Raw genomic sequence first — 696 nt, forward strand, 5'->3', positions numbered from 1 at the left:
ATGATGTCCTCGATCGAGTCACCCCGGTTACGCCTGGTCAGGGTCCGGATCTTATCCCGAAGTCCCATGAGACTCTTCTTGCGCACCCAACGTTGACCCTCCTCGAACCGGTAACCCAGAAACTTGAACCCATGACCCTCCAGCCGGCAATCACCAACGTGGGTTTTGTCAGGGTGCAGTGTCAGGCCGTTCGCATCCACCCAGGCCCGCATGCGAGTGAGCGCAGCTTCCGCTTCCTCACGTGTACGGCATAACACCACGGCGTCATCCGCGTAGCGCACCATGACCAGCCCTGCCTGTCGCATTTCCACGTCAAGCTCGTGCAGGTACAGATTTGCCAACAAGGGGCTGACAACCGCCCCTTGCGGACTGCCGGAAGTCGGCGTCCAACGCGTCATGTCTTCCATGATGTCTTGCTTGAGAAAGTACTGGATGAGTTCCAGAACCCGGCCGTCCGAGATTCGCCCTGCCACTCTCGCAAGAAGAGGTGAGTGTGGAATCGAGTCAAAATAGCTTTGCAGGTCGGCATCGACCACCCAGCAGTAGCCCGCTTTCACATGCCGGTCCACTTCGCGCAGCGCATCCTTGCAACCCAAGCCCGGGCGAAAGCCGTAGCTTCCCGGCTCGAACTCATGCTCAAAGATCGGCTCGATTACCAGCTTCAGGGCCGCCTGAACGACGCGATCCTTTACAGCG

Annotated in this window: 1 protein-coding gene; it reads right to left on the reverse strand. The window is 58.9% G+C overall.

What is annotated here, in order from left to right; all coding sequences use genetic code 11:
• Positions 1–696, reverse strand: a 696-nt coding sequence (locus PQR02_RS40670; RefSeq protein WP_408243428.1) for a reverse transcriptase domain-containing protein, incomplete at both ends; no start/stop codon positions are given.

This window comes from Paraburkholderia sediminicola, from assembly GCF_046026895.1.
Taxonomy (GTDB): Bacteria; Pseudomonadota; Gammaproteobacteria; order Burkholderiales; family Burkholderiaceae; genus Paraburkholderia; species Paraburkholderia sediminicola_C.